Here is a 25,349-nt window from a genome sequence, read left to right as displayed (position 1 = left end):
TAGGCGATAACGCAGCATAAATACCAAACATGCGCTGCCCATTGGGTTCTTTCTAGGGACGATTAACTCTTTGTTGCCTACATGGATGTAGGTAAGGGGCGTGAGCAGGACGCGGAAGCTTTACTCGGTTTTTACTTAGCCCACTAGGTTACAAACCTCGCGCCGCGATTTAATCGCCCCTAGATTGAACAAATTTCAATCCACAAAGATCAACACGCCCTAGTGAAATAAATTAATTTTGCAGATAACAAGCTTGCTAAGCTCTTTTAATATGCGTTAACTTGCTGTTTTAAGGTTTATTAGGAAAAGTTAGTGCAGTCAATTACGCTTGAGCAATTTAATGGTTACTTACAAGGGCAAGGCAAAAGTCGTTACGACATATGCAACCTAGATTGGCAAGTGAATCTAGGAGAACATTGGCTGCTTCTAGGTGCTAATGGAGCCGGTAAATCTGCACTGACAGCTGCGTTAGTTGGTGAAGCTAAGTGCGAAAGTGGTAAGCGTATAAGTAGTATTAATAAGCTTATGCTCGTGTCTTCAGATTCGCATAAACAGTTACTAGCTCAAGAATTAGAGCATGAAAAGCACTCCCTCGTTAAAGACCTTATTTTTACAGGGCATAGTAATAATGATGAGTTATTAGCGCAGCTAATAGAATTATTTAAATTTAGCTCATTACTAAATAGGCATTTTAGAGACCTTTCAACGGGTGAAACTCGTAAACTCCTACTTATAAAAGCACTCAGCTCCCATAGTGAGTTAGTCGTACTTGACGAGCCATTTGATGGACTCGACGTACAATCTTGCCAGCAACTTAATAAAATACTCATAGAGCTTAGCCACACGATTACTTTTGTTTTTGTGCTAAACCGCTTAGACGAAATGCCTTCATTCATTACTCACTATGGTTATGTAAACCAAGGCTGCTTGTTACATACTTTAGCAAAGCCAAGTAGTGAGCAATTAAGTGACTTACTAAAACTACTTCATTTAGAGCATACTTCATTGGATGTGCCATCTCCTGATACCGAACAAGAGCAAAAGACATTCACTGGTAATACCTTAGTTAAATTGAGTAATGCTAAAGTTAGTTATAGTGACGTAAGCATATTCAAAAATCTCAATTGGACTATAAAAAAGCATCAGCATTGGCAGCTTACTGGAGCGAACGGTTCAGGTAAAACATGCCTATTAAATTTAATAACAGGTGATAACCCACAGTGTTATAACAATGACATTGAAGTGTTCGGTTTTAAACGTGGGACAGGGGAGAGTATTTGGGATATAAAACAGCATATTGGTTTTATATCTAACGCGCTACATATGGATTATCGCGTAAGTATATCGGCTTTAAATACTGTTATATCTGGTTTTTATGACAGCATAGGTTTATATCAAAAGCCGAGCGACGCACAAGTTAATATTGCTCAACAGTGGCTGGCATTTATTGGTTTAAGTGACAAGCAAAACACCTCATTCACCCAGCTTTCGTACGGCGATCAACGTATGCTTTTAATTGTACGAGCTATGGTAAAGCATCCAACGTTACTTATTTTAGATGAACCTTGCTTAGGATTAGATGAAGCAAACAGGCAACGTGTACTGCTACTAATAGAGAAAATTTGTGCTGCTAATACAAGTACTGTGATTTATGTAAATCATCATGCGGCAGACAAAATTAAAGGAATAGAGAATTACTTAAAAATGGAAGACTTTAATTAAAAGCTCAGAGAAAGGTTGAGCGAAAATTCACTCAACCCATTTTTATTTTAAAGACGAGTAACGCTAAAGCCTTTATCTCGTAGCTGTTTAAGTAACCCGTGTTTTTCAGGTAAATGCAGAGCGCCTACGGCAATAAATAGTTGCTCGTTTGCTAAACGCGGTGTGAGTTGTTTAACCCAATTATTATTGCGGTTAGTTAGCATTACTTGCTCGCTAATTTCACCATAATTACTGTCATCAAAACTCATGTTGTAGTAATCGGTTAGTGTATCCATATCCCCGTTTTTCCAGGCATTAACTAATTTGATAAAGTAAGTATTAATATCGCTGAGTTGCTCAAAGGTTTCTTCAATCATTTCATTGCTTAATAGCGCCATGCCATCAAACATTTGCAGTTGTTGCTCTAGAGTTTCAAGCTCACCAATTTTTATTTTATGCTCTTTAGCATAACTAAGCACTTGCTTGTCTATGCCGGTTTTATCTGAATATCCTGCATTTTGAAATTCAATTTGCATCATAGTCACCATAACAGCCCAAGGCTTTAAGCCATTAAACATAGCAATATCAATCGACTTTTTAGCAAAGTAATTTTTTAGCTTGGTATAATTTTGCTTTGAAAGCTCAGTTTGTAATGTTTTACCGTCACTTAGCATCATAAATGGCATTGAGCGCTGTTGCATTTCAAGTGGTGTAAGTTTGCTTATATCAACTTCAACAATGACTTCTTTGCTTGCGCTAATTGCATCGGTTACATTTTTAGGTAAGCCTTTCATGCTGGCATCACCAACGTGTACAGTGCCAAATAAGTAAGAGCTGACGCCATTTTTTTCTATTTTATATAAGGCGGGAGCTGCATAGCTGTTAAGGCTAAATGTTATAAGCAATGCCACAATAAAAAAGTGGCTAATACGGGTAAGAGCATTCATGGTTTGTCCTTAAAATCTCGAAGGTTAGTAGTGTAAATACTAACCTAAATTTACTTCAGAGGTAACGTTAATATAAACGTTAACGTATTGCTTTCGGTATTACTGGCCGTGATAGTAAAGCCATTTAAGTTACATAAGCTCTGTACAATTGATAATCCTAAACCATGGCGCTGGTTATTAGTTCTAGATGAATCTAGCTGATAGAGCGGGTCAAAAATAGCAGTGAGCTGTTCACTACTTAGTGGTTTATTTACTTTGTTACTAACAGAGATGGTCATGTTTGTGCTGTTATTTACGGCAGTTAATTTAATTGGTGCCTCAGGGAGTCCATAAAATAGTGCGTTATCGATTAAGTTACATAAAATGGTATTTAAACTAAATTCGTCAGCATTAAGTGTAAACTCGTCAGTTATCTCATTATTTAAACGCGCTTTAATAGTTGGGTGCTTAAAGGTCAGCTCATCAACAATTTGATTTACTAGGTTATTTAGAATGATATTTTGTGCATTTAATTGCATTGCACTGCTACTTGAGCGCTGCAACAGTAATAGGTTGCTAACAATCGTTTTCATACGCTGTGAAATATTAAGCACATCACTGGTATAGGTGTCGCTAATGCGTCTATCGTCAGGGTAGCGAATAGCCACTTCTGAGAGGCTTATTAGTTCAGCTATTGGGGTTTTAAGCTCGTGTGCAATGTCGCTTGTTAGGCGTTTTTCATTACTATAGAGTTGCTGATTAACGGTAATAAACTTATTTAGCTCGTTACGTATAGGTTCTATTTCTTCTACTTTAAAGTCGCTTTCTATTGTTTGCGCAACACCGGTAATATCGAGTAACTTAATTTGGTCGTTTAAGTTGTGTAGCGGGTGCAGACCTTTATTTACAATACGTGTCACTAAATAGCGCACACCAAACACACCAAGTACACAGGTTAAAATAAAGACCACATCAATAATAATCAGTACTTTATTAAGTTCGGCTGTCGGCGCTGCAATCGCAAGAGTCATGGTATTAAAAACAGCAGAGTGAGTGGGGTTTCTATCGTCTTTTTGGGCTACAAAGTGACTTATAAGTGCGCGGCCATCACGCCCGTTAGGAAGCTCGTAATCTATAATTTTAGATTCGTTTATCGGCATTTCTAAAAAAGGTAGGTTAGCATTTTCATAAAGCTCTAATGAGTCCGAGCGCTCAAACACATCACGGCCATGCCATAATTGGTAAAACTCCGTGGCATCGGCTGCTTCATACTCCGACATAAACTCACCAGCAAAATCAAATTCAACTACGTTGTTGTCATCCTCAACTAAGGTTTTTAAGTAGTTAGCTTTGTTAGTTAGAGACTGATTGAACTGATCTTCCACCCAAGTATCAACACTTAGATCAACGGTTAAAAATATGGTGAATAAAATAACAGAGATCACAGCGCTAATATTATTAACGAGTTTACGTTTTATTGAGTGATTTTTATTTTGTTGTTGCGACATAACCAAATCCACGTTTATTTTTTATCGGGAGCTCGCCATCAAACTGTCTTACTTTTTTACGTATGGTTGAGATGTGTGCTTCAAGCGCATTTTTAGAGAGCATATCAAACTGCCCTACCACCGCTTCACTTATAAGCTCAAGCCCCAATACTCGCTCTGGGGCGTTAAATAAGCATTCTATTATTTTGTATTCATTACGCGTGAGCTCAATGGCATGTTGCTTGTAATGAAGCGTTTTAAGTGACAGATCTAATACGCAATCACCTACGGTAAGGGTATTTTGTTGGTTTTGCAGTGAACCACGACGAAGTAATGCAAGGACGCGAGCATGGAGTTCTTCAAACGAAAATGGCTTAGTTAAATAATCGTCAGCGCCTTTCATAAGGCCGTTAATTTTATCTTGAGGCTCACTTCGTGCCGATAAAATTAGCACACGGCTTTGGCTATTACTGCTGCGCAGTGCTTGTAAAATACTCATGCCATCAACGCTCGGTAGCATTAAATCAAGCACGAGGAGGTCGTAGTTTCCACTCAGTGCCATACTCAACCCTTCTGAGCCATCACCAGTTTCATCTACGGTAAAACCAAGGTTGCTAAGGCCAACTTGCAAGCTGCGTCTTAGTGCTTCAGAGTCTTCAATAACGAGGATTTTCATGTTTACTCGGTTTATAAAAATAGCCTTGTTACTTTAACAAGGCTTTATTATCAAGTCACTTGGTTAATGATACCAACCATTTGTGTAGGCTAAATTACCCAAGTTCGCGTGGGCTAGGGCTTTTTTAACTAGTTGCTCATCGTTTTCACATGGCACAAGCTGGTTATTGCTATACGTATAGGTGGTTGCTGATTTTTGTGGTTGTAACACCACCACTTTATTATCGTGCATGTAGGCAAAGTTTTTGTCGTATTGCATCATTGCGCGTTGTTTGTTGTCGCTAATTGGCTTTGATAAATCATGACCTATCATAGGGTGCTTACCACTTGCGCCAATTAAAGACAGTAGAGTCACAGGAATATCGAGCTGGCTGGCTAGTTGGCTATCTCGTTTATGGGTAATATTTTTACCAAAAATAACGGCCGGAATTTTAAAGTGATCAACCGGTACTAAACTCGCCCCAGATACACGCGAGTCGTGATCAGCAATAACTATAAATACAGTGTCGTCCCAGTAGCTCGATTTTTTAGCTTTTTCGATAAACGTGCCTAGTGCGTAATCGGCATACTTTGCTGCATTATTACGGGTTTGTTTTTGTTTATCGTACAGCGTTATTTTATCGTCAGGAAAGTCATACGGGCTATGATTAGAGCTTGAGAATATAAGGCTAAAAAAGGGTTTGTTTTGATTTTTAAGCTTAGTAAGTTCTATGTCGGCCTGGTCGTACAAGTCTTCGTCTGATGCGCCCCACGAGCCATTAAAATCTATTTTATTAAAGTTATTTGTATCTACGATACTTTTAAAACCGTTGCCTAAAAAGAAGCTGCGCATGTTATCAAAATGGCTTTCGCCACCATAAATAAACTGCGTGTTGTAATTTTGCTTCGCTAAAAAATCAGCAATGGTAAAAAAGTCACGTTGTGATTTATCAAGCTTAACAACCGCACGCGAAGGTGTGGGTGTAAACCCTGTAATTACCGCCTCAATCCCACGCACTGAACGTGTACCCGTGGCGTATAAATTATCAAACCCCCAGCCTTGTTTATAAAGGGCGTCTATATTAGGTGTAAGCGGTAAACCGCCAAGCGTGCCTACATAACGAGCACCTAAACTTTCTTGTAAAATAATGACTAAATTTTTGGGTTTACCTATATTACTTGCTTCATGAAACGTTTTTGTAGGGGCGGTTACATCATTAAATGCGGCTTGCGTGTTTTGCATGTTACTACGCACAATGCTAAGCAATTCATCGGTAGGCATTTTGCCATAATAGTCTTGGCTTGATTGCTCGTTAGAGAGTTGCTTAACTGCAAATGCGACGCTATAAAGTGAGTTAAGGGTTAAGTCGTTAAGTAAGTGATCAGTAGAGAACGAGACCATGGCGGGGTTAAGTGGTCTGTGCCCTAATGAGTTACGCGCGCCCAAAATAGTTAAGCATACTAAAACGAGCGCTAAAATTGATTGGTTTAAGCCTGTTAGTGATGACGTACTTTGCCATTGATTGCCAAATACTTTACCTGCAAATTTACAGCTTAAAATAAGTGCTATAACAGCAATAAATACTTCTAACTTATAGCCTGAAAAAATCATTTTTGAGACTTCTTTAGGGTAAATTAAATATTCTATAAATAAGCGGTTTGGGCGTAAATCGTATTCGTTTATAAATGTAGGCGTAATCACTTCAAAAAAAACGAGTAAAGCAGACATCCCCACTAAATAAATTTTAATGAGGCCGCGTACTTTAATTTGCCAACCTACGCTTTGCGTCAGTAAACTAAGTAGTAATGCGGGCATAATAATGTAGCTTAGAGTGGCTATATCTACTCTTAACCCACCTATAAATATAGATAACCACGCATGCGATCCAAATACACGCTCCCCTTGCCATACACTTAATCCAAAGCGAGCAAGTGTTAAAAAGCTAAGTGCCAAAACAGTAAATACAACAAAAATCCATACAGGGCCAAGTGCATTTTGTATTTTAGGTATAAAAGTTAGCTTTATGCCCATAACACAGCCCACCAAATAAGAGCGGCAATTAGCATAGCTATAAACACGCTTGCAGAGGCAATATCTTTAGCTAGCCCCGAAAGCTCATGGTATTCACTGCCAATTCTATCAACTACAACCTCAACTGCCGTATTTACCAGCTCAGCAAACAATACAAAAAGCAGGCTGGCTATCAGTAATAACTTGTCGCTTAGTGCAATTTCTTGTAGCCACACAAACACACCGAGTAACGAAAACAGTGCTAACTCTTGTTGAAACGCCGCTTCAAATCGACTCATCCATTTTAAGCCGTTAAAAGAATGGCTTAAGGTAAAAATAAGGCGCATTAAGCCTTGGCGTTTTATAACGGTTTTATTGCTCATAATTGTATTTCGCTTGGTGTTGTTTGGCAGCTAGCAAGTAAATCAAGCGATGCCTGATATGTTTTGCTCTTAATGCCAATTAAATTTAAAAGGGTGTGAAAAATATTGTTGTGTGAGCGCGCAGCGCGGGTGTCTAAATTAGCTAAACAGGTATTAGTAATGCGCTGGTTATGCTCATCAGCCCACATATAAAGGGGGACATGTGTTTGTGTACTTGGGGCAAAGCTATACGGAAAACCATGCAAATAAGCACCGGCTTCGCCAAGTGATTCACCATGGTCAGAGACATATAAAAACTGCTTATCTATGTTGTTTGGCAGTGCTTTTAATTGCTCAATTACTTGGGCGTTAACAAAGTCGCTGTACGCAATTGTGTTGTCGTAGGTATTAACTAATTCATCGAGTGAGCAGTTTTGAATGTCGCTTCTATCGCACGTAGGCGTAAATTGCTTAAACTTATCTGGGTAGCGTTTAAAGTAAGTTGGCCCGTGTGAGCCCATCATATGTAGGACAAGAACGGTGTTAGCTTGGCTTAAATTAGCGAGTTTGCGTTTAAGTGGAGCAAGGAGTGCTTCATCAAAACAATATTTCCCATCGCAAAGCGCTGATGGGGTGGTTGGGATATCAATGTTAACAACACGAGGGCATACGTTTTTACAGCCGCTGTTATTATCAACCCACAATACATCGCTGCCAGCTTGTTGTGCTAAGTCAATCAGGTTTTGTTGGTTGTCGGCTGCTAATCGATCAAAGTTATCTTGTGTTTGCAGTGAAAACATACACGGCACAGACACAGCAGTAGCGGTGCCACAAGACGCCACATTATTAAAATACGTCACATTGTACTTTTGTGTGTAAGAATTTGTGTTGCGCTTATAACCTTGATAAGCAAAGTTTTCTGCTCGTGCGGTTTCGCCAACAACCATAACGGTTACGCTGGTGGTGTTAGGCGCAATAAGAGTGGGTGTTGCATCTATATTTTTAAATTCTATATTGGTATACAGCAGCTGATCGCGCATATATTTATAACCGCTAGAGAGGTATTGAAACGGAATAATTTCTTTTTTCAAAATGCGGTTGTTACGACCAGTGGCTGCGTAATCGGCGTAAAAGTTAGCGACCACTAAAGCAATTAGCGTTAAGCAGGCAATAATAAGTTTTATGCGGCTAATCGCTTCTTGATGAGGGCGAGTAAAGTGTATTTTTACTTTGCTTAATATAAAAACAGGTAGCGCACAAAACAACAGTAAAAAGGCTATGAGTTGCGGATTTAAATAGCTCAGCGCTTCGCTTGAATCGGTTTCGAACGTGTTTTGAATCATTGAATAGTCAAACACGACACCGTAATTTAATGAGCCGTAAAGCACGGCGCTCGAAATTATCAGTAAAAGATAGTTAACTGGTTTTAATAACCATCTAACCGACACTATCGAAAAGAAAATAATTAAAAGGCATAACAAAAGTAGCGGGACTGAAAGTAAAAATAGCCATGAAAAAGATGCAAGAGAGGTTATGGCGCTAAACGAACCTTGAATAAAAGGAATGTTTATAACTAAACAGTAATAACAGGCAATCATCACTACAAAGGAATTTGCACTACAGTGAATGTAAAACCGTTTACTACGATTTGGCTTTTTTTGTGCTGGTGTTTGACTAATTACGTTCATATTTAGGCTCGTTTAAAATAACAACGCCATGCTATGCAACAACACTTAAGAGTCGCTTAAGAGAACCTACGCATTACCTGAAGGTGATAAATAATTTTATTTATAAAAATATTCTTAAAAATTAATCAAACCTTAAATAAGGGATATAAGAATAGTGAATTTCTGAGAATAAAATTAGAGCATAAAAAAACCACTACTAGCTTGTATAATGAATTTTAAAACCTGATAAATTGCCTTTTAGTCTTTTTGTTAGATTAACTTTGGTGTTGACTTAAAGGGCCTAGCGCGGTACTAATATAAAAAGAGAGCGAAGGAATAACCTTCGCGATAATTGAACAAAATTTGGTATTAATTACATGCTTACAAACGCACTTAACCTAGTCCTGATTATTATCGTGGTGATTATTCCCGCGAGGGCTTCGTAGTGCTTTAAAAACTTAAGCATTAAAAAAGCCCTCCGCACTTAACCGTTCGGAGGGCTTTTTAGTTTTAAGGGCAAAGTTTTTAGCGTAAAAATGTAATTGGGTTGTCACTGAGGAATGAGGGTTTATTAATGACAGGCGCAGAACTAACAATCGACTTATTGGCCAAACACGGCGTAAATGAAGTATTTGGCTACCCAGGCGGAGCTATTATGCCAATTTACGATGCGCTGTATGGCGCGCCAGTCAAACACTACCTTACTCGTCATGAGCAAGGTGCAGGGTTTGCAGCTGTTGGTTATGCTCGCAGCACGCGTAAATTAGGTGTGTGTTTTGCAACATCGGGCCCAGGTGCAACTAACTTAATAACTGCCCTTGCTGATGCGATGATGGACTCAGTGCCATTATTGGCGATCACAGGCCAAGTGCCTACTGCAGCTATTGGTTCAGATGCGTTTCAAGAAATAGATGTACTAGGTATGTCGCTTTCGTGTACTAAGCACAGCTACATGGTAGAACGAGCGGAAGACTTAGCAGAGATATTACAAGAAGCAATTCATTTAGCGCAAAGCGGCCGACCAGGTCCAGTACTTGTCGATATCCCAAAAGATATTCAAATGGCGCAAGTACCATTTAAGCCTTGGCTTGCAGCTGATGAATACTTACCTGAGTTAGATTTAAAGCAAGTTGCTATTGCTAATCAATTGTTGAGTGAGGCTAAACAGCCTGTAGCGTACGTAGGCGGTGGTGTACAAGCCGCTGATGCGCAAGACGAGTTAATGCAGTTTTTAAATAAAACTCAGATGCCGGCTGTATCAACACTAAAAGCATTAGGCAGTGTGTTACCTGACTACGAGCATTACTTAGGTATGCTAGGTATGCATGGTACTCAAGCGGCTAATATTGCCGTGCAAGAATGTGATGTACTTGTGTGTATAGGTGCGCGCTTTGATGACCGCGTAACGGGTAACTTAGCTAAATTTGCAGCTAAAGCTAAAGTAATTCATTTAGATATTGATGCCGCTGAAGTAGGTAAGCGAAAACCTGCTAAAGCTTCATTAATTGCTGATTTAAAAACGTCGTTACCTGCACTTGAGTGCTTTGTAACACCTAAAGCGTGGTGTGACACAAATAAAGAAATGAATATCAAGCACGCGTGGCGTTACGATTACCCAGGTGAGAAGGTTTACGCACCGTACTTATTAAACCAACTGAGCCAACGCATGCCAAAAACTGGCGTTGTGTGTTGCGATGTTGGCCAGCATCAAATGTGGGTAGCACAACACATGAAGTTTACTCACCCGAGCAATCATTTAAGCAGTGGTGGCGCAGGCACAATGGGCTTTGGTTTACCGGCTGCTATTGGCGCACAAGTAGCACGCCCTGATGACTTTGTTATCACTGTATCGGGCGATGGCTCAATAATGATGAATATTCAAGAATTGGCCACGATTCGCCGTAATAATTTACCTGTAAAAATATTAATTTTAGATAACCAGCGCTTGGGTATGGTTCGCCAATGGCAAGAGCTATTTTTTGAAGGACGTTACTCTGAAACTAACCTTTCGGATAACCCAGACTTTGTGCAACTAGCTGCTGTATTTGGTATTCCAGGGCAAACAATTACCCATGCTAACCAAGTTGATGATGCTATTACAGCATTAGTTAACAGCAAAGGCCCGTACATAGTACATGCTTGTATTGATGATAAAGAAAATGTTTGGCCACTTGTACCACCTGGGGCTGCTAACGACGAAATGATGACGGAGAAAGCAAAATGAAACACAGCCTAACTATTGCATTAAAAAGCCAAAGTATAGCGGTAGAACGCTTTTTACGAGTGGTGCGTCATCGTGGTTTTAACCTAACGCATTTTCAGCTCAATATAGATGATGGCTTATACAACGTAGCCATGACGGTAGATAGTGATAAACCTATTCATCTATTAACCAGCCAGCTAAACAAGCTGGTGGATGTAAAAGAAGTCACTTTACAAAATTTACAGCACCAACAGGCTGTATAATTACGAATTACAAAATAATTTACGAGTAACTGAGTCACTCGGTTATTCACCAATTTTAGAATGAGGAATGCCCGCTTATATTGCGGCAAAAACTGAGGTAACTATGGCTAAATTAAGAAGTGCAACAACAACTGAAGGACGTAAACGTGCAGGCGCAAGAGCATTATGGCGCGCAACAGGTATGACAGACTCTGATTTTGGTAAACCGATTATTGCCGTAGTTAACTCGTTTACACAATTTGTACCAGGGCATGTACACCTTAATCAGCTTAGTGAGCTTATGGGTGAGACAATAACCCAAGCCGGTGGCGTTCCAAAAGAATTTAATACCATTGCTATTGATGATGGCATTGCGATGGGACACGGCGGTATGCTTTATTCATTGCCTTCACGCGATTTAATTGCTGACTCGGTTGAATACATGGTAAATGGACACTGCGCCGATGCGATGATCTGTATTTCAAACTGCGACAAAATCACCCCAGGGATGATGCTGGCAGCGCTACGTTTAAATATACCGGTGATATTTGTATCGGGCGGTCCAATGGAGGCGGGTAAAACTAAACTTGCTAACATCGACATTAAACTTGATTTAGTTGATGCCATGGTTAAAGGCGCAGATGAATCGGTAAGTGATGCAGATTCAGAGCAAGTAGAGCGCTCTGCGTGTCCTACATGTGGTTCGTGCTCAGGCATGTTTACTGCAAACTCAATGAACTGTTTGTTAGAGGCTATAGGTTTGGCACTGCCGGGTAACGGTACCACGCTTGCTACCCATAAAGACCGTAAACAACTGTATGTTGAAGCAGGGGCTCGTATTGTTGATTTATGTCGTGAGTATTATCAAAAAGATAATCAAGATGTATTGCCACGCGCAATTGCCAATAAAACAGCCTTTATGAATGCAATGGTTGTTGATATTGCAATGGGCGGCTCGTCAAATACCGTATTACATTTACTCGCAGCAGCGCAAGAGGCCGGCGTTGATTTTGATATGTCGCACATTGATGCGCTTTCTCGTAAAACACCGTTTTTATGTAAAGTTGCACCAGCAACACCAGAGTACCATATTGAAGATGTCCACCGTGCAGGTGGCATGATGGCTGTTGTACGCGAGCTTGGTAAAGCGGGCTTAGTTGACATGTCGGTTAATCATGTAGCTGGGTCAACAATGGCTGAGCTTGTTAAAAAATGGGATGCAACCGACCCAACTAACGAAGTTGCGCGCAAATTTTACCGTGCGGGTCCTGCGGGCATTCGTACTACTAAAGCAATGAGCCAAGAGTGTCGTTGGGATGAAGGCGATAATGACCGCGTGAATGGGTGTATTCGAAGCGTTGAACATGCTTTTCGCCAAGACGGTGGTTTAGCTGTGCTTTCGGGTAATCTAGCGGTTGATGGCTGTGTTGTAAAAAGTGCTGGCGTAGTTGATGAAATGCTACATTTTGAAGGCACCGCCATTGTATACGAATCACAAGATGATTCAGTAGAAGGGATTTTAAATAACGAAGTAAAAGCCGGCGATGTTGTTGTTATTCGTTACGAAGGCCCTAGAGGCGGCCCAGGTATGCAAGAAATGCTATACCCAACAAGCTACTTAAAATCGAAAGGCTTAGCTGAAAAATGCGCACTTATTACTGATGGTCGCTTTTCGGGTGGTACTTCGGGTTTATCAATTGGCCATGTATCGCCAGAAGCGGCGAGTGGTGGTGCAATCGCTTATGTTGAAAATGGCGACAAAATCATTATTGATATCGCAACACGTGAAATCACATTAGCGCTAAGCGATGAAGAACTTGAGGCACGTAAACAAAAGCAATTAGCACGCGGAAAAATGGCGTACAAGCCAGTTGATCGTGAGCGCTATGTCTCGTCTGCTTTAAAGGCTTATGCATTACTTGCAACAAGTGCTGATAAAGGCGCTGTGCGCGACTTAGCTAAATTGGAGGCGCTTAGTTAATTATGGTCTCTCAAGAGCTCGATTATTTTCGCGCTATTATTCAAGCAAACATGGAGCCTTTGGCTAAAGTTACTGAGGTTAGCGAAATGGCTGAACTCAGTAAAAAGCTAGGTAACCATGTTTGGTTAAAGCGTGAAGACCAACAGCCCGTGTATTCATTTAAGTTACGCGGTGCGTATAACAAATTAAATAAATTACCTAAAGGCTCAGTGGTTATTACTGCTTCTGCGGGTAATCATGCTCAAGGGGTTGCATTAAGTGCATCTCACCTTGGGCATCAAGCAACTATTGTAATGCCAGTAACAACGCCTGAAATAAAAGTCAGCGCAGTGCGCGCACTTGGCGGTGAAGTTGTATTACATGGCCATCATTTTGATGCAGCAAAAGCCTATGCGCTTGAGCTTACAGATCAGCGTAACGGTATATTTGTCCCGCCATTTGACGATCCGGATGTCATTGTTGGTCAAGGCACTGTAGCACGCGAGTTAATGCAGCAATTAAACGAGCTTGATGCTGTGTTTATTCCTGTTGGCGGCGGCGGTTTACTTGCTGGTATGGCGGTTTACATTAAATCGTTGCGTCCAGATATAAAAGTAATTGGCGTAGAAGCCGACGAAAGTGCGTGTTTACAAGCAGCACTTGAAGCTGGTAAGCCAGTAGAGCTTGATCGCGTTGGTAGTTTTGCCGATGGCGTAGCGGTTAAAATTATTGGCACTGAAACATTTCGTTTAGCGCAAAAGTTTTGCGATGAAGTCGTAACCGTTACTAGCGATGAAATATGTGCAGCCATGCAGGATATTTTTGTATCTACGCGTGCAATTGCAGAGCCATCAGGTGCACTTGCAACGGCTGGGCTTAAAAAGTGGAGTCAGCAGTCGGGGTTAAAAGGACTACATTTAGCGGCTGTGCTTTCGGGTGCTAATTTAAACTTTGATCGCCTGCGTTATGTTGCAGAGCGCACTGCGCTGGGTGAAAAAAACGAAGCGCTATTAGCCGTTACTATTAAAGAAGAAAAAGGCAGTTTTAAACAGTTTTGTGCTTCTTTAGGTGGCCGTGCTATTACTGAATTTAACTACCGTTATGCAGGGCCTGGTGAAGCACAAATATTTGTGGGCATTGCTCTGCGCCAAGGCGAGCAAGAGCTTAATGAGTTAAAGCAAGACTTAACAAATAACGATTATCAATTTTGCGATTTGTCGGATAACGAACTCGCTAAATTACATGTGCGTTATATGGTTGGCGGAAAAGCACCAGAGCAATTACATGAACGTTTATTGCGTTTTGAATTTCCTGAGTATCCGGGTGCGCTTGCACGCTTTTTAGATACTTTAGGCTGCAATTGGAACATTACCTTATTTCATTATCGTAATCACGGTGGTTCGATGGGGAATGTACTGGCAGGTTTTGCTATTGAGCCGAGTCAGTATGAAATGTTTAACGAGCATTTGAATCGCTTAGGTTACAGTGTACAAGATGAAACACAAAATCCGTGTTTTACCCAATTTTTAACATCAAAACCGCAAGCAGAAAAAGCCGAAAAACTCGCCTCAGTATAACCCTTCTTTAAAGGCAGGCACCTAACTAGGGTGCTTGCTTTATTACACGTTTTACATATAGTTACAGGTAATCGTCATACCTTTTGAGGACACCTATTTGCTATTTAAAGGATTAATCATTGGATTGTGCTTTTTTTGCAGCCATATCGCGGCGCAAGAATCAGTCACATTACAGCTAAAATGGACACATCAGTTTCAGTTTGCTGGCTACTATATGGCTAAGCAAAAAGGCTTTTATAATGAAGCGGGCCTTGATGTAACTATTAAACAAGCTAATCCAATGAAACCTGATACCTTTGGTCCTGTGGCCAGTGGCGAAGCACAATTTGGTGTAGGGCATTCTGGTATTTTACAGCAACGTATTAATGGTCAGCCTTTTGTTGCAATGGCAGCCTTATTGCAGTTTTCACCTTATTGCTGGATGGTAAAAGACACGTCTGATATTTTTCACCCTCGTGACTTTGTTAATAAACGTATCACTGCTGTGAGCAAAAATGACGGCACCGAGCTACTTATTATGCTTAAACGCAGTGGCGTTGATGTAGATAAACTCAAAGTTTACAATGGCGAAAATTTTAACCAGGCTTGGATTGAAAACAAGCTAGATGCTATGCAAGTTTATGTTACTACAGAGCCTTATTATATGACTCAACAAGGCATCGCTCATCGGCTTGTTTGCCCACAGCGTTATGGTATGGATGTATATAGCGACATTTTATTTACCAGCGAAAACATGCTTAAGCAAAATCCACAAACGGTCGAAAAATTCTACCAAGCGAGCCTAAAAGGTTGGCGCTATGCAATGATGAATATGGATGAAGCCATTGCAGTCACCCAGCAAAACTATGCACCGAGTAAGAGCTTTCATCAGCTCGCCTTTGAGGCTGAAGTACTAAAAAGTTATATAACCCCACCCACTACCAGTTTAGGGCATATGTCGATAGCAAAGTGGCGCTTAATAGCTGACTTATATGGCATACAGCAAAACGAATTTGACGAAGTGAAATCTCACTTTATTTATAAATACCAAGAGCCTGAAAAGATGCAATTATCATGGATGCTTATAGCAGCTATTTTGGTGAGTATTATTTCAATACCTTTGTATTTACGGCTGATTTTTAGGCAAAAATAACTGCTTAATGAGAGCTCACTGAGCTGATATAATTAATTGTCTTTTTATTTTTTAAGCTGTTATGACTTTAGCTGAGCAATTTTTTGCACTTGATTCACTTTTAATGCGCCATCGTCAGTATTGGCAGTGCACCGCATTTGATTTTGACACTATTCCTTGGCCAGAGCTGCAAGGCATACTTAACGAACTAACTGATGATCAGGTAACCGTTCTTGATAACGATCAAAATCAGCTATACCAATTTTTTAGCCAACACATAAACCAACTTGATGAACTTGCTAAGCTATGTGACTTACCTAGCTCTGCACACTCTCGAGCTGATTATCCGTTTTGGATAAGTAACGGCATTAAAGGTCGTAAGTTTGATCAGTTACAAGATTTTGTATCTGCACTACCTAATACTAAGCAACCAGTTTTAGAGTGGTGTGCGGGTAAAGGACACTTAGGGCGAATGCTTGCTTTTAATGGCGCAAGTGATGTGCATAGTATTGAACTGCAACAAAGCTTATGCGAGCAAGGACAAAAAAGTGCACAGCAACAAGGCTTGGCAATGCACTTTAGCCAAGCAGATGTATTAAAAGAGGATATCACTCAATTTTTTAATGCTGATATGCATGCCGTAGCGCTACACGCATGTGGTGGTTTGCACCAAGCATTTATGCGTCAAGCAAGTTTAGCGAAAGTACAGCAAATTAGCTTTTCACCTTGTTGCTATCATTTATTTACGGCTAATGAGTACCGTGTAATGAGTGAGGTTGCAAATAAAAGTGAGCTTAACCTAACGCATCGCGATTTAAAGCTCGCATTACAAGAAACCGTTACAGCGCCTTCTCGTCTGGAAAAAGTACGTAAAACAGAACTAGAATGGCGGCTTGGTTTTGACGCACTTAGAAAATCGATTACTGGCGAGCAATATTATGTAAGCGTACCTTCGGTTAACAAAGCTATATTCTCAGATTCGTTTAAATCATTTTGTGTATGGGCTGCAGATAAAAAGGCAATAAACCTACCTCAAGGTACTGATTATAATAAATATTTAGATATTGGTGTTGCTCGAAAAAAAATAACTGACCGAGTTGAACTGGTTCGACATGTGTTCAGAAGAGCAATTGAAGTTTGGCTTGTGCTCGATCGTGCTTTATATTTGCAACAGCAAGGCTATCAAGTAAGCGTTAAAACGTTTTGTGAAAAGCAGTTAACGCCTCGTAATATTTTGATTCTTGCTAATATCCATTAAATTTCCGTCCTCGACTTAATAAGAGATGCAATGAGAAAGTTAAAAAATTTATTCGATAACAATAAACGTTGGGCTGCACGTACAAGCGAAGCTGATCCTGAGTTTTTTAAAATTTTATCTATGCAACAAAATCCAGAGTATTTATGGATTGGTTGTTCAGACTCTCGTGTACCTGCTAATCAAATAGTTGATTTATTACCAGGCGAATTATTTGTGCATCGTAACGTTGCAAACGTGGTTGTACACACTGACCATAACTGTTTGTCGGTTATGCAGTACGCTGTAGAGGTTTTAAAAGTAAAACATATCATGGTAGTAGGTCACTATGGCTGTGGTGGCGTACAAGCCGTTTTAAACAATGCAAAATTTGGCTTTATTGATAATTGGCTACGCCATGTAGGGGATGTAAAAGAAAAGCATCTTGAACAACTTGATGCAATGCCAGAAAGCGAACGTTTAAGCCGCCTTATTGAGCTAAATGTAATTGAGCAAGTGCGTAATGTATGCCGTACTAACATTGTGCAAGATGCGTGGGAGCGCGGCCAAGAGCTAAGCGTTCATGGTTGGGTTTATGGTTTAGAAAACGGCCATCTTCATGATTTAGAATCTGTAGTAACGTGCGCGAGTGAAGAAACGCAAAGCTACAAAAAAGCAGTGCAGCACGTACTTAATAAAGTGGGCGAAAATAAATAAATTTATGACTAAAACGGCGATATTAATAGGTGCTACAGGTTTGGTCGGTAATGAGTTGCTACATAAGCTACTTAAGAGCGATCGTTATACCAAAGTGGTTACGTTAAGTCGTCGGGCTTTGCCTATTACACACGCAAAGCTAGTTAATCACGTTATTGATTTTGAAAAATTAACTCAATACGTTGAGCTTTTTAAAGGTGACGTATTGTTTTCGTGTTTGGGCACAACCCGTAAACGGGCGGGCTCTACACAAGCTCAGCGTAAAGTAGATTTTGATTATCAGTTTATAGCGGCGCAGTTAGCGGCATGTAATGGTGTTACGCATTACTGCTTAGTGTCATCAAGCGGGGCGAACACGCACAGTAATAGTGCTTATTTGAAAATGAAGGGTGAGCTTGAGCAACATATTAAAGCACTCCCTTTTGATAAAATAAGTATTTTACAACCGTCTTTATTATTAGGTGATCGTGAGCAATTTAGAGTGGCAGAAAAGATAGGTAGTATTATTTTTCCTGTTATTACACGGCTCCCGTTTTTAAAGCGTTACAAACCAATAACAGGTGAGCAAGTTGCGCAAAAAATGCTGAGTGTGAGTTTAGCGCAGCAGGCTAAGTTATTTTATTATGTGCTAGATGAGCTATTTGAATAAACTTGGTAAAACGCAAAAGGCAGCCTAAGCTGCCTTTTTTGTACATTAAATTAATACCAATTTTATTAAAAAAATGCTCATTCTAGCGTATTAAATAACTCACTAACTACGTTAAAAATTATTTATATAGAACAACTATGTACCATAACTTTAGCCTTGTTATTGAGCTATTTTCTTATCGCTATAATAGAACACTAATTTAATGCAATTGGTATAATTATTCAGCGTCAGTTTTAGTGCTAAGTTGTTGCTCAAGCAATGCAACTTTAGCTTCAAGTTCGGTTAGTTTTTCGCGAGTACGAATAAGTACTTGGCTTTGCACATCAAATTCTTCACGGCTCACAAAATCCATCTCAGCAAGCTTGTTTTGTAAAACTTGCTTTGTTTTACCTTCGAGTGTCTCTGCTAGGTTTTTTACACCTTGTGGCATATTGCTAGTAATTTGCTTAGCAATTTCTTCAAGTTTTGCTGGGTTGATCATATTTGTCCCTTCGATGCGGCCTAAAATAATAATAACTAATATTACCTTATACCCACGGTATTTAACACATGATCATCTTTACCTTAATTAATTAAGGCAATTGCTATGCTCGCAGTAATGGTTACGTTAAAATTGCGCGTCTTTTAAATTTCTTTGGTCGTTATGAAACTCAATCCTAAACAAGATGAAGCCGTAAAATATATTAGTGGTCCATGCTTAGTACTCGCAGGCGCAGGCTCTGGTAAAACCCGTGTTATTACGAATAAAATCGCTTATTTAGTGAAAAAATGTGAGTACAAAGCGCGAAATATAGCCGCTGTTACTTTTACCAATAAAGCAGCCAAAGAAATGCGTGAACGAGTACTGCAAACGCTCGGAAAGCAAGACGCTAAAGGTTTATGGGTATCAACGTTTCATACACTCGGTTTAGAAATAATAAAAAAAGAGTTAAGCACATTAGGGTTTAAACCCGGCTTTTCGTTATTTGATGATCAAGATACCAATCAGCTTCTAAGTGAGCTCACCGAAGATGAGCTAAAAAAAGACAAGGACTTACTCAAACTACTTAAAATGGAAATTGGTAGTTGGAAAAACGAATTAGTACTGCCAGAGCAAGCAATACGCGAAGCGCGTGATGCGCAAAAGGCATTGTTTGCACAGCTGTATGCTCGTTATCAAAATCAACTGCGTGCTTATAACGCACTGGATTTTGATGATTTAATTATGATCCCTACTTTGTTACTTACTAATAACGCCACATCTCGTGAGCGCTGGCAGCAACGCTTTAAATACTTGCTGGTGGATGAGTATCAAGATACCAATACAAGCCAATATCAACTTGTTAAATTGCTAGTAGGCGAGCGTGCCCGTTTTACTGTGGTAGGTGATGACGATCAATCAATTTACTCATGGCGTGGTGCTCGCCCGCAAAACTTAGTGTTATTAGGTAAAGACTACCCAGGGCTTAGACTTATAAAGCTTGAACAAAACTATCGAAGTGCAGGGCGAATACTAAAAGCGGCTAACATTTTAATTGCGAATAACCCACATGACATAGAGAAAAAGTTATTTAGTGAACTAGGTTATGGTGAGCCGATTAAAGTAATAGGGTGCCGCGATGAAGAGCATGAATCTGAGCGTGTGGTTGCTGAAATAATTTCACATAAGTTTATGAAGCGTACCAGCTATAAAGATTACGCGATTTTATATCGTGGTAATCATCAAGCACGTGGCTTTGAAAAATCATTAATGAGTAACCGTATCCCTTATAAAATTAGTGGCGGGATGTCATTTTTTGCTCGTTCAGAAATTAAAGATATTATGGCGTATTTACGTTTGCTAGTTAATCAAGATGATGACAATGCATTTTTACGTATCGTAAATACACCACGACGCGAAATAGGCACGGTCACACTTGAAAAGCTTGGTACGCTTGCTAACGAAAAGCACATGAGCTTATTTGCTACCTGTTTTGATAACGATTTAGGCTACAGACTAAAAGGGCGTGGTTTTAATGCGCTTGCTGGGTTTGCACGCTGGGTTGTTGAGCTATCCGATAACGCAGTACGCGGTGATACGCTCGAAGCTGTTAAAGACTTAGTGCGTAATATTAATTACGAGGCATATTTGTACGAGTCGTCACCGAGTGCAAAAGCCGCTGAAATGCGTATGAAAAACGTATCTGAGCTGTATCGCTGGATCACCGATATGTTGACCGGTGATGCCGACAACGAGCCAATGACATTGGCTGAGGTTGTTAGCAAGCTAACCCTTCGCGACATGCTTGAGCGTAACGAAGAAGAAGATGAAACCGATGCAGTGCACTTATCAACACTTCATGCATCAAAGGGCTTAGAGTATCCATATGTATTTATGGTAGGCATGGAGGAGGGCTTACTTCCGCATCAGGTAAGTATTGATGAAGATAACGTAGATGAAGAACGCCGCTTAGCTTATGTCGGTATTACTCGTGCGCAGCAGGAGTTAACACTTACTTATGCAAAAATACGTCGTCAATTTGGTGAAACCTCACAAACTGAGTTAAGCCGATTTGTACAAGAGTTACCGCAGGACGATCTCGCGTTTGAAAATAAAAAGGCGCCAAACACGCAAGCAGAGCGAATGGAAAAAGGCCAAGCAAGAGTCGCTAACCTTCGTGCAATGTTTAAAAAGCCTGAGTAATACCTCAGGCTAATTTTATAAAGACTGGGTTGCTTGTATTTCAGGTAACTCAGAACACACTAGAGCGTGTTGTTTTCCCACAAAAAATGCCAAACCGTGCTTGTCTAGTAAAGCTCTAAAATTAAGTATTGATGGGCCTTTAGCAATTACTTTCATTGCTTTGAGCTTCGTAATTGCTAGCACCCCTTGTAGCTGAAAATCGTAACTTTCTTGTTGTAAAACACGTTTACTAAAGGTCGAGCTAAGTAGCAGATAGTCAAAATTAATATCGGTTAGTAAATTAAGTTCGCATCGATCTTTAGCAAAATTGTTTAAACCAATTGAATAACCAAGTTGTGATAGCTTTTTGAGGTTTTCTATTTGTGTTGCGCTTGCGTGACGAATTTCTTGCTCATCAAATAGCAAACAGAGCTGGCTATGTCCTTGTTGTTTATTTAGCGTATCTGTAAATAAAACAAATTCGTGCTCCTCGAGTAGTAAACCAGAGCAAGGAACCAGCGCCATAGTTACATCTGCGGTAATTGCTTGTGCATAAGCGCGTTGTAATAACTGTAACTCTATCTCAAGGTGCTGTTCTTTATCTGATGCAAACTTTTTCAAAATATCAAAGCTAGTAAAGCCAAGTATTGGGTGTTCACCAAATGCTTCAAATAAAGATTCAGACTGATGTTGTTCATCAAGCGTAATTATTTCTGAGCTTCTAAAGCTCATAGGTAATATATCAAGGTGATGTTGTGCTTTTAGTGCCTGCGCAGGTATTGATTGTGTTAGTAGCGGATGAAATAGCTCGTAGCGATTTTTTCCGGAGTTTTTAGCGTGGTACATTGCGGCATCGGCATCACGAATAATTTCATCCGTATGCATATAGCTTTTCTTTGAGTAGGTTATTCCTATACTAGCACCACTTTGAAGTGATTCGCCTTTAAGGAAAAAAGGCTTTTTCATTAAATCGATAATACGATTAGCAACATCTTCTGCTTGTTGAGGCTCAGTTAAGTGCGTTAATAAAATAACAAACTCATCGCCACCTAAGCGTGCTAGTAAATCATGTTCGCGTATACACTGGGCAAATAACTCACTAACGTTAATTAAAAACTGATCGCCAGCATGGTGACCAAGTTGGTCGTTAATGTCTTTAAATTTATCTAAATCAATAAATAAAACAGCAAAATTATGTTCAGGAAAGCGCTGATAATGTTGTAGTGTTTTTTCAAGCTGAGTTAAAAAGAGGCTGCGATTAGGTAAGCTAGTAAGAGAGTCGTGATGTGCGTCGTGATAAAGCTGCTGCTCTATTTTTTTACGCTCATCTATTTGCATTTGTAAGTGCAGATTTGTTTGACGCAGTTCTTTGGTTTTTTCGTTTACTCTAAATTCGAGTTCTTGATGGCTTTTTGCAATCGCTTGATTGGTGAGCTTTGTTTGTAAAACCGCTGCAATTTGATGAGATACAAAGGTAATTAACTCGCAATCATCCCGGCTGAAAATATGTTTGTTATCGTAAGCTTGGCAAACAATAAGGCCGATAACACCTTGAGCTGTTTTAAGTGGAGCGCCTAACCAACTAGTGGCCATTTGCTCTTTTTGTACAGGCTTAGCTCTTTGTACTACACCGCTTTCTATTAATTCTTTTGCTCTACACGGGTGTATAAGTTGCGTTTCTTCAGTGCTTATTACCAGTTCACTATAACCTTTAGCAAAGCGTCTTGGTTGTGTGTTTTCTTTAAATTCATCTACACAATAAGGGAAGCTTATCCAGCCCGACTCTTTATCGTAAAGTGCAATATATAAGTTTTCTGCGTAGGTAATTGTTTTTATTATTTCATGTATCTTAAAGTAAGCATCATCAAGGTTTTTAGCTTGCGTTGCTATTTCAGATATTTTAAACAGAATTTGTTGGCGTTGAAGTGCGCGTTTGCGTTGTTCTATTTCAAGGTTTAACGCGTCGTTACTTTGAGTGAGTGCTCGGGTACGAATTTTAACTTCTGACTCAAGGAGCTCTCTTTTTTTTACACGCTCTATTGCAGTTGCTAAATAAAGCGACATAAACTCAAGTAATTGTATTTGTTGTGAGCTATAGCCCTGTTTTGTATCGTAACTTTGCGCTGCTAAAACACCGATAATATTGTGTTCTTGGTAAACTGGAACACCTACCCAATGCTCTGCTGGAGTGCCTAATGCTTTAAATAAGCCTTCTGCTGCGGCATTTTGCATTTGCTGCTTGGTAAAACATGTGGTTTTACCCTGTTTAAATACATAACCAGTGGCGCCTTCATCAAAGCTATTTGATTGGTTAAGGGCGACGGCAATACCATCTTTTTCATCTGAAAAGTAAGAAAGTTCTAGCGATTGACTGTATTGATTTGATAGCACCACATAAAAACTTTTACTCGGCACATATTTTTGTAAAATGTCGTGGATAGCGGGATAAAGTAGGGTTAGCTCGGCAACAGTACTTGCTTGCTCTGATAATTGTATCAGCGCATTTTGTAAGTGATGTGATTGTTTGTATTTATTGAGTAATGTTTTTAGACGTTTATTTTGATACGCCAATTTACTCGATACTGAGAGTTTATCTTCCAATGATCTAACCGGCTATTTTTATTGTATAGTTATTAGCCTTATACTTTCACTTTTAGCGCTTATCGTCAAGTTGATATTCGTACTATCATACTGGCTAGAAACACTATTTTAGGTATTAAAAAAGGCTTACCGAAGTAAACCTTTTTTGTGTATTTCAGCTGTATTTACTTAGATGTCATGAAGTCGATAGCAGCGCTTATCTCATCATCAGAACAATCCATACAGGTGCCTTTTGGAGGCATCGCATTAAAGCCATTTAGTGCATGCTCAAGTAAAGTGTCTTTACCTTTAGCTATACGTGGAGCCCAATCGTCAGGCGATTTAGGCGCGCCTAGTGCACCAGTACCGTGACATGCAAAACATGCACCTTGATAGACTTGCTCACCAGAACGAGGGCCTGTAGGCGCCGCTGCTACAGCAGCTTTATCGCCTTCAAGGTATACAGCACCAACCGGCGCGAGACGTGCTTTAATTGCATCTTCAGTCATAGAGTTATCATATGGCTGTGCGTATGCAGTGGTTGCTAGCATTAATAATGCTGCAGCTGTTAATTTTTTCATTTTGCCTTGCTCACTTCGATTTGAACGTGATCAATCACGATTAAAGATGACGGAAATTAAACCGATTATAACTCTCTGAGCCAATTTATAAAATGCTAAGAGGCGTTTTTATTAATAAAACTGACTACTTTTTGCGTTAACGCAATAAAATTTAATTATTTACTGTTTTTTGTTAAGCAATTTAATAAGCGCAAACAGTCATACAATTAACTTTTAGATCCTAATATCAATTTATTGATAATACGCTACTAACTAGTTTTTCGATCCCTGCATCGGCTTCAATAATCGATTGCGCAAGCATATAAGCTGGGGTTGTAACTAGCTTATTTGGCTGATCAATAACAACATCATCTACTGCACAATTTATATGTTTAGCGCCTAATGTGCTTAGCGCTTGTGCTGTCTCTGCATCGTTACCAATCGTAAGTACAGCGTTATCGTAAATAAATGGGATCAAAGCGGGTGCAATACACATATAACCAGCAGGCTTATTTTCTTTTGCAAATGATTTACAAGCATTAAGTACGTCTTCATTAATATTTGCTTTTGCGCCTTTAATTGCAAAGTCACATAAGTTTTTTGCAGCGCCAAAACCGCCAGGTACAATTAATGCGTCAAACTGAGTTACGTCTAATTCAAGCAGCGATTTAATGTCACCCCGTGCAATACGAGCCGCTTCTGTTAATACATTACGTTTATCAGGCATTACTTCGCCCGTTAAATGGTTAATGGTATGAAGTTGTTCAATATCCGGTGCAAAACACTGATACGTTGCGCCATTTTTGGCTATATGTAATAAAGTTAAAATTGCTTCATTAATTTCACTACCATCGTACACACCAGACCCTGCTAATATTACCGCTACGTTTTTCATGCTTTTGTGCCCCTAAAGTCTTTTTTATAAGTCGATCGGATGAAGTCTAACATGCTCAAAATTTCTCGCGAAAATAAATTTTTAGTACAAAAATCATTCTCTATGCAAGTTGTATTGCGGTTTATGCCATTTGCGATCACTTTGCCTTTAAAAAAATTATAAAGGATCGCTA

Annotated in this window: 20 protein-coding genes; 10 read left to right on the top strand and 10 right to left on the bottom strand. The window is 39.7% G+C overall.

Annotated features, from left to right (window positions below; genetic code table 11):
* Positions 1 to 312 precede the first annotated feature (312 nt).
* Positions 313 to 1,722 carry an ATP-binding cassette domain-containing protein gene (locus I6F50_RS07290; RefSeq protein WP_197175830.1) on the top strand — a complete coding sequence of 470 codons (1,410 nt, stop codon included), beginning with the start codon at positions 313 to 315 and terminating at the stop codon, positions 1,720 to 1,722.
* A gap of 47 nt (positions 1,723 to 1,769) precedes the next feature.
* On the opposite strand, the gene I6F50_RS07285 is transcribed toward I6F50_RS07290, so the two are convergent.
* The 6 genes from I6F50_RS07285 to I6F50_RS07260 form a co-directional block, all read right to left on the bottom strand.
* On the bottom strand, positions 1,770 to 2,648 hold the full coding sequence (locus I6F50_RS07285; protein ID WP_197175826.1) for a TraB/GumN family protein: 879 nt from the start codon (positions 2,646 to 2,648) through the stop codon (positions 1,770 to 1,772).
* 50 nt (positions 2,649 to 2,698) lie between these two features.
* Positions 2,699 to 4,135, bottom strand: coding sequence for a HAMP domain-containing sensor histidine kinase (locus I6F50_RS07280; protein WP_165741078.1), 1,437 nt, complete (start codon positions 4,133 to 4,135; stop codon positions 2,699 to 2,701).
* Entirely contained in the window at positions 4,116 to 4,790 is a 675-nt protein-coding gene (locus tag I6F50_RS07275; RefSeq protein WP_007377292.1) for a response regulator transcription factor, read from the bottom strand. Before I6F50_RS07275 ends, I6F50_RS07280 begins: the two co-directional genes overlap by 20 nt.
* A gap of 63 nt (positions 4,791 to 4,853) precedes the next feature.
* Positions 4,854 to 6,800 carry an LTA synthase family protein gene (locus I6F50_RS07270; protein ID WP_197140519.1) on the bottom strand — a complete coding sequence of 649 codons (1,947 nt, stop codon included), beginning with the start codon at positions 6,798 to 6,800 and terminating at the stop codon, positions 4,854 to 4,856.
* The gene (locus tag I6F50_RS07265; RefSeq protein ID WP_024605310.1) at positions 6,791 to 7,162 is read right to left on the bottom strand and encodes a diacylglycerol kinase; all 372 of its coding nucleotides are present in this window, start codon (positions 7,160 to 7,162) and stop codon (positions 6,791 to 6,793) included. The genes I6F50_RS07270 and I6F50_RS07265 overlap by 10 nt, the downstream gene beginning before the upstream one ends.
* Positions 7,159 to 8,829 (bottom strand): phosphoethanolamine transferase, encoded by a 1,671-nt coding sequence (locus I6F50_RS07260; protein WP_197140517.1) that lies wholly within the window; start codon positions 8,827 to 8,829, stop codon positions 7,159 to 7,161. The genes I6F50_RS07265 and I6F50_RS07260 overlap by 4 nt, the downstream gene beginning before the upstream one ends.
* Before the next feature lie 553 nt (positions 8,830 to 9,382).
* Here I6F50_RS07260 and ilvG point away from each other — a divergent pair.
* The 8 genes from ilvG (at position 9,383) to I6F50_RS07220 (ending at position 18,501) form a co-directional block, all read left to right on the top strand.
* Positions 9,383 to 11,032 (top strand): acetolactate synthase 2 catalytic subunit, encoded by a 1,650-nt coding sequence (ilvG, locus tag I6F50_RS07255; RefSeq protein WP_197175824.1) that lies wholly within the window; start codon positions 9,383 to 9,385, stop codon positions 11,030 to 11,032.
* Positions 11,029 to 11,274: an acetolactate synthase 2 small subunit gene (ilvM, locus tag I6F50_RS07250; RefSeq protein WP_165728087.1), complete on the top strand. Its 246-nt coding sequence runs from the start codon at positions 11,029 to 11,031 to the stop codon at positions 11,272 to 11,274. Before ilvG ends, ilvM begins: the two co-directional genes overlap by 4 nt.
* A gap of 103 nt (positions 11,275 to 11,377) precedes the next feature.
* Entirely contained in the window at positions 11,378 to 13,234 is a 1,857-nt protein-coding gene (ilvD, locus tag I6F50_RS07245; protein WP_010553830.1) for a dihydroxy-acid dehydratase, read from the top strand.
* Between the two features lie 2 nt (positions 13,235 to 13,236).
* Positions 13,237 to 14,790, top strand: a complete 1,554-nt coding sequence (gene ilvA / locus I6F50_RS07240) for a threonine ammonia-lyase, biosynthetic (RefSeq protein ID WP_166378250.1) — start codon at positions 13,237 to 13,239, stop codon at positions 14,788 to 14,790.
* A gap of 97 nt (positions 14,791 to 14,887) precedes the next feature.
* Complete coding sequence (locus I6F50_RS07235; protein WP_197140515.1) at positions 14,888 to 15,922, top strand: ABC transporter substrate-binding protein; 1,035 nt, start codon at positions 14,888 to 14,890, stop codon at positions 15,920 to 15,922.
* Between the two features lie 61 nt (positions 15,923 to 15,983).
* A complete protein-coding gene (locus I6F50_RS07230; protein WP_165740387.1) occupies positions 15,984 to 17,159 on the top strand; it encodes a methyltransferase in 1,176 nt (391 codons plus the stop codon).
* Positions 17,160 to 17,189: 30 nt separating this feature from the next.
* Positions 17,190 to 17,852 (top strand): carbonate dehydratase, encoded by a 663-nt coding sequence (can, locus tag I6F50_RS07225; RefSeq protein ID WP_007582103.1) that lies wholly within the window; start codon positions 17,190 to 17,192, stop codon positions 17,850 to 17,852.
* 4 nt (positions 17,853 to 17,856) lie between these two features.
* A complete protein-coding gene (locus I6F50_RS07220; protein ID WP_165728091.1) occupies positions 17,857 to 18,501 on the top strand; it encodes an NAD(P)H-binding protein in 645 nt (214 codons plus the stop codon).
* Positions 18,502 to 18,718: 217 nt separating this feature from the next.
* Here the strand turns inward: I6F50_RS07220 and I6F50_RS07215 are convergent, their stop codons facing one another.
* Complete coding sequence (locus I6F50_RS07215) at positions 18,719 to 18,982, bottom strand: accessory factor UbiK family protein (protein WP_007582099.1); 264 nt, start codon at positions 18,980 to 18,982, stop codon at positions 18,719 to 18,721.
* 162 nt (positions 18,983 to 19,144) lie between these two features.
* On the opposite strand from I6F50_RS07215, the gene rep reads away from it, so the two are divergent.
* A complete protein-coding gene (gene rep / locus I6F50_RS07210; RefSeq protein WP_024589913.1) occupies positions 19,145 to 21,163 on the top strand; it encodes a DNA helicase Rep in 2,019 nt (672 codons plus the stop codon).
* A 15-nt stretch (positions 21,164 to 21,178) separates the two neighbouring features.
* Here rep and I6F50_RS07205 read toward each other — a convergent pair whose 3' ends face one another.
* From I6F50_RS07205 to elbB, 3 genes are all read right to left on the bottom strand, one after another.
* A complete protein-coding gene (locus tag I6F50_RS07205; protein WP_165728092.1) occupies positions 21,179 to 23,743 on the bottom strand; it encodes a diguanylate cyclase in 2,565 nt (854 codons plus the stop codon).
* Between the two features lie 164 nt (positions 23,744 to 23,907).
* Positions 23,908 to 24,303 carry a cytochrome c5 family protein gene (locus tag I6F50_RS07200; protein WP_007582093.1) on the bottom strand — a complete coding sequence of 132 codons (396 nt, stop codon included), beginning with the start codon at positions 24,301 to 24,303 and terminating at the stop codon, positions 23,908 to 23,910.
* A gap of 226 nt (positions 24,304 to 24,529) precedes the next feature.
* Complete coding sequence (gene elbB / locus I6F50_RS07195; RefSeq protein ID WP_007582090.1) at positions 24,530 to 25,177, bottom strand: isoprenoid biosynthesis glyoxalase ElbB; 648 nt, start codon at positions 25,175 to 25,177, stop codon at positions 24,530 to 24,532.
* Between the last annotated feature and the right edge of the window lie 172 nt (positions 25,178 to 25,349).

Source organism: Pseudoalteromonas sp. NZS127_1 (assembly GCF_015864295.1).
Classification (GTDB): Bacteria; Pseudomonadota; Gammaproteobacteria; order Enterobacterales; family Alteromonadaceae; genus Pseudoalteromonas; species Pseudoalteromonas arctica.
Note: the sequence above shows the minus strand (reverse complement) of the source record. Positions and strands in the feature narration are given on the sequence as shown.